Here is a 7,033-nt window from a genome sequence, read left to right on the forward strand (position 1 = left end):
AAACCGGCGATTTGAGAGGGATATTTATAAATGAAGCAGCATTTACTCAGTAGCATACTCGGTGCTGGGCTTTTACTAGCTCAGCCCTCGGCTGATAACATTTCTATTAAGGTAGACGGTATGACAATGGATGTTGAAAGTGCAGCATTTATTGAAGATGGACGTACGTTCGTCCCATTTCGCGCAGTCGCTGAAGCGTTAGATGTACATGTCAATTGGAATCCATCCTCCCAACAAGTCACAACTCAATCTGACGAAGGTGTCGTGCGGATGACTGTTGGCAACACAGAAGCTGAAGTAAATAAGCAATCCGTTCATTTAGACGCACCGCCTATGATTCGTGAAGGTCGTACATTTGTCCCGATACGTTTTATCGCCGAATCATTAGGGACGAACGTGCAGTGGCAAAGCGATACACAAACAGTCAATATTACGACGGAAGCGACGGAGCTATATACACTTGGCTTTTACGGACTAGGGTCGTTCCAACAACGTGATGCCATCGCGGAGCTATCAAGTACGGCATTCACATGGGGGTCCATTTCTAAAGAAGGTCATTTCCAAATGAGTCGTTCCACTGATGGAAAACTGAATGATTATTATTGGCCAGAAAATCATCCTGATGCCAGTACCGATGAAATCATTGACCTGAGCTTGTCAAATGGGCGCGACGCTTGGTTTATGGTTCATGGAATCAATCGAGACCATATTGCGTCTTTACTCCACTCAGAGGCGAAACAAAAAGAAGCGATCGCTGAGATTGTGGCAGTCGCCGACGAAAATGATTTTTCAGGGGTTATGATTGATTTTGAAGGGTTTACTCCAGAAGATAAAAAGCTATCGTCGTTATATACAACCTTTCTCGATCAGCTTGACGAGGCATTAAATAAGAAACAGTTAGCGCTATCTGTTGCGATTGCTCCGCCAAATAATTTTTTTAGTGAATATGAGTACGAACAGATTGGACAAATCGTTGATATGGCAGTAGTAATGTTGTATGATTATCATCCGGAAGGGGACGCACACCAGCGACCAGAACCTATGAATCTTGTAAAAAAAGGGTTAGAGGAAACGCTCCATTTTATTCCAAGAGAAAAAGTGCTCGTTGGCATCAATTTAGTTCATGAAACACCGGAAACTATGGGAGAAAAAATAGAGCTGGCCAATACCTATCGGACAAAAGGGGTATCACTTTGGCTGCTGCGACAGTACACAGACGACTATCAACAGGCGATGTCAGAGACCACTGATGATTTGAAGGATTGACCCGTATCGAGGAGGACAGAAAACCTATGCAAGATAAAGAGGCCCGCTCACTCTTAGAAAAACATGACGTGCATCAGGGCGATCATGCACGTTCGCAAGAGCAAGGGAAAGAAAAAAAGACATGGGTGACCGTTGTATGGTGGAGTTTATCCATTCTTTTATGGGCTGGTGTCATGTTTGGAGGTTACACGGCGGCAGAATACTACGCAAACAATACGCGCAGTTATGTAGATGATCAGCTAGCAACAATTCAAGCGAAAAACGAAGAAACATTGACGACATTAGATACGACAGTGTCCAGTGTAAAAGATGAACTCGTTAACGTGCAAAAAAACTTAGCTGTTCTTCAGACGAAAGTTGAGGAGACTGGACAAGGGATTAGTGGCAATGATGAAACAAAAGCAGCTCTTCAAGGTGAAGTAGACAAGTTGACAAAGCAATTAAAACAGCTTCAGCAATCTCTCGCCAAGCTGGAGGAAGCTGCAAATGGGTAAACGATTGCACCTTTGGCTTTTATTTACCTTCACGCCTTTCCTCGGTTTTATATTATTTTTTTATCTTGAAACACCGGAAAAAAAGACCCCTTGGCATGCGTTAGCTATGGAAGCCGAGCCGCTGTCGCAAACAGCAAAAACGCTTGACTCTGAGATTGACACAACAAACGAGCAGATTGCTGCAATTGACCAATCCCTAAAAACCGTGCAAACCTCGCTCGCTGAAGAAGAAAAATTTTATATTAACCAGCAAAAACAAATCGCAAGCTTGACAACGACGAGCCAATCACAAATGACTACTTCAGACAAAGTGCTCGAACGTATTTTGTCTAACCTGTTAGGCGATCCTATTTCAGAAAAAAGCGGGGATCGGTCAACGGTGAAAGTCTACTCTCTTGAAGGCGCCGGCTATCGTGGATATATGGCTAAAGTGAGCGTGCATTCGAAAGATGCTTTGCGAGCCAACTTGGCACACGATAAAGTGAAAAGCCCGGGAGAAACGACAAGCGCAGCTGGAAAACGGACAGGTGCAACACTCGCGATTAACGCTGGCGGCTTTTGGCACACAGGCGATGGAGATATGGCACCGATGGGAATTACAGTCATTGACGGGAAAATTGAAACAATGTATGAGAGTGCCAAAAAGCTGTCTTTCGTCGGCTTTAATACATCAGGACACCTCGTCGGCGGCAACTATACAACGCAAAAAGAAATTAAAGATAATCATATTTTACACGGTGCCAGCTTTACCCCTACCCTTTTAGCAAACGGGCAAAAATTACCGATCCCTCAGAAATGGGCAAACCGCCGAGAACCGAGAACGATCGTCGGTAATTTCTCCAATAATGATTTATTATTTATCGTGATCGACGGACGCCAAGCCGGTCATAGTAACGGCGTTTCCTTAGAAGAAGTGCAAAATAAATTGTTAAGCTTTCAAGTAAAAGATGCGTTCAACTTAGACGGTGGAGGTTCAAGTGCATTTTATTATAATGGACAGTTAATGAACAAACCTTCCGACGGGCAGGAACGAAAAGTACCAAGCCATATTTTAATTTTTTCATAAAAGAATCATCTGGAAAAGACGTATTTTTATACGTAAAGCCATTTTCCAGTTTGATTCTTTTTTTATAGACCATGCCATAAAAGAAGTAGACTCAGAAAGTTAGAATTTTAAACGCAATTCCGCGTTTTAAACAAGATTAGCAAGCATTTAAGGTCTTAAGGACCTAATATGAGAGCATTTCCTCCGCAGTAAGTCAATTGAAATGGTTTGGTAGATCTCTTTTACAGAAAAAGTTCGTTTCATTTCGATAGAAGATCAAGAAATTGTTTGCGTGATCGCTTGCATTGGTTCAAAGCTACATCAATGCTTTCATGGCTCATGAGGTTCTACTTCATTCAAGCATCTTCTGTGATGTCATACTTCAATAGTTTTCGTCGGTCAAACATCTTTTCAGAAAGAACACCCAAGAAATAGAAGAACAAGAGGCCAAAACAAATATGAATAAGCGTAAACAGCAAACCGAATGAAGACAATTCATAAACGACAATTGGCAATTTTGCGGTTGTCCAAACGCCTAAAAAAAATACAATATATCGTAGACTTGCCCCTTTTTTTAGAAGTGTTACCGCAATAGGGAATGCTACATAAAGGGGACCAGCCGCAATTCCTCCTAATAATAGAGCGAACATGATGCCATACAATCCTGATTTTTCCCCCATATATCTAATCAGTGTTTCTTTCGCCACCCATTTGTCTAGTAAACCGACGAATATCAAAACAGGAGGGAGTAGAAACAGCATATCCATAATGCTTTTTCCAGTTAATTGAAATGCCTGCCACCCTATCGATTGGTTTATAAAAGTCACTATGATGAGCCCGAATAATAAAACGAAAAAGAAACGGTATTGTTTGAGTGTATTCATACCATCACCATCCAAATGATAAATGAAAATACGACAGACATGAACAGAGCAGCTGCATTTCTAAAATAAGTAAAGCTTCGCCCGAAAATTTTTTGTTCCATAGGCAATGTTACGATTCCAACTGACATTAATGCCGACATTAATGCAGCTACCTGAGGAAGACCTGCACCATTTTGAACAAATGTAGCTCCAAGAGGAAACACAACAAAGCTTGGTATGAGTGAAACAGAACCAATGATTGTAGAGTAAACAATACCTAAAACGCCAGATTGTTCTCCGATCATCGAAGAAATGACGGATGGCGTTAATATTGATAGTGAAAGGCCAACAAATAGCATAATTGCTAACACGTCAGGCATAATGTTTCTAAACATTTTCCATGACTTTAACAGAGCGTCTTTCGTTTTATTTTTATCATTTATAAAAGATATACTCGTTAGAATAATGGCTATCGCGTAAAGAATAGCGCCATTAATCATGATTAGATTCCTTTTTCCATTGATTATATTTGTTCAAGAAAAATGATAAATTTTTAATTTTTGCTTCAATATCTTCATGAAAGTCATCTAATCTTCTTTTTCCTACTGTCGTAATCTTGTACTTCTTCATTGGCTTATCTTGACTGGTTGTATCCAAATAAGACTCTACAGCACCTTCGCCCTCTAATTTTTTTAGTGTACGATATATGATTGCACTATCTATTGGATTAACGGGAAGTTCCTCTTCACACTTCTGTAAAAGCTTTCCTCCATAACTATCTTCCTCTGTTAAAAACAGCAAAAGAAATGCACCTGTATGTCTCCCTGTATGTTTCATTAATCAACGAACCTCCTAAAGTATACTTAGAATATGTTAAACGAACTGTTAATGACAGTATACTGTTATTAACAGTTAAAAGTCAATCATAAAATGACCTCTCCAGTGTATGTATCCACTTGTAACTTTTGCACTTTGATTATTGTCAGTGAACCTAGTAGTCAAGATACAGAAGGTGGGGGCATAAACCAAGAACTTTTTGTCGTAAAAGAGAACAAAGGTATTGAGTACTACTCAAGCATTTTTGTAAAGGGGTCGATCATTACATTCAAAGCTATATTCGAACTAACAATGAATACATGTATGTTGATGGCTCTATAATCCGCTCATTTAAGTACTGTATGCCAACAATTTTTACTACTATGTGAATGAATTTGATAATTCTAAGGTCTTGCCACGCAAGGCTTCCGAGACATAAAAAAAGAAGTACCTCTCCAAATTGGATCACTGAACTACCTATCACCGATTGAATTCAAATTGACAAGACCTCAAAATAATTGTCTAGTTTAGTGTTGACATACCATCTGTTTCTACTTCACAATTTCTACAACTCTTAAGGATGTCCATGTATGAAATCTAAGAATGAGTGAGTAAAAGCAAGAAAAATCTAATTTATAGTGGGAGGAAATGAATGATGAAGATAAGGACATTTACTTGTGGGTTGATTATTGGCGTTATGGTCGCAAGCACAACGACCATCTTTGCGGCTGATTTCATAAAGGCCACACTATATCCGGTTACGTTGGTTATAAATTCTGAAGAAAAAAAACTTCCGGAAAACCAGAGCGTTTTGAACTACAACGATCACACGTATGTGCCGTTAAGGTGGGTCGCCGAACAAATGGATGCAAAAGTCGACTATCGCACGGTGCCCAGATACGATGAGACGATTATCAGCATCAAATTCCCTTGGTTTGAAGGAGACGCGGATGTTTCTGATTCGATTCCCGGCTATCTCATACGACATGTGGGTGGTGACGAGTTTCAAAAATGGCTCGGTGAGACAGATCCACACTATCGGAACTTGAAAACGTTTATGAAGGATTTTGGTATCACGGAAGAAGAAGCTGAACAAATCGAAGAGGACGCTCTCAGGGATTGAACAGTTCTAAAACAATGGCAGGGGATTTCAGAGGGCACTGAAAAAGTCCCCAAAGAAGCTTATTGACGCCGCTGGAAACGATTCGTCGTTTCTAGCGGCGTTTTTCGGGTGCGCCGTGGATTTCCGTTCCAGGCGGACGCTTTCCGAGGGCACGGCCTCAGCCTCTTCCTTCGCTACTCTCAGTCCAGGGTCTTCGGCTCGTGCTGTTCCCGCAGGAGTCGCCGCCCTCCACTACAATCCACTAGGATATTCCTGTATACTTAACTTTAAGAAAACACAGGTGGTGTGTCTCGTGATCTCAAACCAAGAAACTCTTCCCTTAAGTCCATTCATGGCGATCTACGATCTCGTCGTACCAAAAGACAACATGCTTCGCCAGATCAATGATCTGGTTGAATGCTGCCATAAGAATTTACCACCCTTGCCATCTTATTTACCATCAAGTGCCATGAAATGTACCACCGATTGCCAATGTATTTACCACGAACGTATAAAAATCTTACAGAGGGGTAGCGTCTTTCCACCTATAAAAAATAGTCGATTTCAAGGAATCGACTTTTAGCTTCTTTTTATTAAACTTAAGCAACCGTTTGTTTGAGTACAAGGTTTCACAACTTTCTCTAGACAATTTAACTAAATATGTCAACTCCTAAAATATCTCTATTAGATAAATTAACAGTTATATTAATCTTAGAAGCAAAAGTGCTAAAACTTCTCAGAGAAGGTGATTTGATTAGATCACTATTTAATTTCCAACCTACATGCTGCAGACGTATAACTCCTTCTCTTGCAAAAAAAGTTTGTTTCAAGAATTGGTATAAACTTTCAGTACCATTTACGTTTAAAGGTTTAAGCTGACTTATATCTATAGAATAATCTCTGATGTCTGCATTTTTAAAATAATTTTGGTCTAATTGATTTAAATTATTACTTTTAACCATATCTGGTAATATAGAATATAATTTATTTGAAGTTTCATAATCCCTTAAAAGAGTTAGAGTTTCAGGTTTTAAACCAATCAAGTTATACCTAGAAGATTTATCGCCTATACTTTCTTTAGTTATTTTTTTATAGTGTGGCACTAATTGTTCTAAGACTAAGCTTTCGGCTTCTTTACTAGGTGTTGGAATCGAAACATAAACTTCGGTTTGAAGAAGATAAGAGGAATAAGCAAAAAATTGGCATGCAGGAGTCAGTATTTCCTTAAAATTTTTAGCTGATACCTTTTCGATACTAACTTCTTCTATAAAGTCATAATTATTATTTTCATAGTGTTTCTTCACTGGAATAAGCCATGGAAACATAATAAACAACCTCACTTCATATGTGAATGAATTTCATAATTCTAAGGTCTTGCCACGCAAGGCTTCCGAGACATAAAAAAGGAAGTACCTCCCCAAATTCTGTATAATGGTAGTCGACGAAA

Annotated in this window: 8 protein-coding genes; 4 read left to right on the forward strand and 4 right to left on the reverse strand. The window is 39.5% G+C overall.

The genetic code is table 11. From position 1 onward, the window contains the following. Window positions 1-30: 30 nt before the first annotated feature. Genes G4V62_RS01890 through G4V62_RS01905 form a run of 3 tightly spaced genes read left to right on the forward strand, consistent with a single transcriptional unit; the run spans window position 31 to window position 2,826 of the window. A complete protein-coding gene (locus G4V62_RS01890) occupies window positions 31-1,266 on the forward strand; it encodes a stalk domain-containing protein (protein ID WP_165199057.1) in 1,236 nt (411 codons plus the stop codon). Between the two features lie 26 nt (window positions 1,267-1,292). Further along, window positions 1,293-1,760 (forward strand): hypothetical protein, encoded by a 468-nt coding sequence (locus tag G4V62_RS19680; RefSeq protein WP_246218180.1) that lies wholly within the window; start codon window positions 1,293-1,295, stop codon window positions 1,758-1,760. Beyond that, on the forward strand, window positions 1,753-2,826 hold the full coding sequence (locus tag G4V62_RS01905) for a phosphodiester glycosidase family protein (RefSeq protein WP_165199060.1): 1,074 nt from the start codon (window positions 1,753-1,755) through the stop codon (window positions 2,824-2,826). Before G4V62_RS19680 ends, G4V62_RS01905 begins: the two co-directional genes overlap by 8 nt. 335 nt (window positions 2,827-3,161) lie before the next feature. Here the strand turns inward: G4V62_RS01905 and G4V62_RS01910 are convergent, their stop codons facing one another. From G4V62_RS01910 to G4V62_RS01920, 3 genes are read right to left on the reverse strand one after another with little or no spacing between them, the layout of a single operon-like run. Continuing rightward, window positions 3,162-3,689, reverse strand: coding sequence for a permease (locus G4V62_RS01910; protein WP_165199061.1), 528 nt, complete (start codon window positions 3,687-3,689; stop codon window positions 3,162-3,164). Further along, window positions 3,686-4,168, reverse strand: a complete 483-nt coding sequence (locus tag G4V62_RS01915; RefSeq protein WP_165199062.1) for a hypothetical protein — start codon at window positions 4,166-4,168, stop codon at window positions 3,686-3,688. The genes G4V62_RS01910 and G4V62_RS01915 overlap by 4 nt, the downstream gene beginning before the upstream one ends. Further along, window positions 4,161-4,505 carry a PadR family transcriptional regulator gene (locus G4V62_RS01920; RefSeq protein ID WP_165199063.1) on the reverse strand — a complete coding sequence of 115 codons (345 nt, stop codon included), beginning with the start codon at window positions 4,503-4,505 and terminating at the stop codon, window positions 4,161-4,163. The genes G4V62_RS01915 and G4V62_RS01920 overlap by 8 nt, the downstream gene beginning before the upstream one ends. 631 nt (window positions 4,506-5,136) lie before the next feature. On the opposite strand from G4V62_RS01920, the gene G4V62_RS01925 reads away from it, so the two are divergent. Further along, entirely contained in the window at window positions 5,137-5,607 is a 471-nt protein-coding gene (locus tag G4V62_RS01925; RefSeq protein ID WP_165199064.1) for a stalk domain-containing protein, read from the forward strand. Window positions 5,608-6,236: 629 nt separating this feature from the next. Here the strand turns inward: G4V62_RS01925 and G4V62_RS01930 are convergent. Next, window positions 6,237-6,911, reverse strand: coding sequence for a hypothetical protein (locus tag G4V62_RS01930; protein WP_165199065.1), 675 nt, complete (start codon window positions 6,909-6,911; stop codon window positions 6,237-6,239). Window positions 6,912-7,033: the final 122 nt, after the last annotated feature.

The organism is Litoribacterium kuwaitense, from assembly GCF_011058155.1.
GTDB classification, from domain to species: domain Bacteria; phylum Bacillota; class Bacilli; order Bacillales; family DSM-28697; genus Litoribacterium; species Litoribacterium kuwaitense.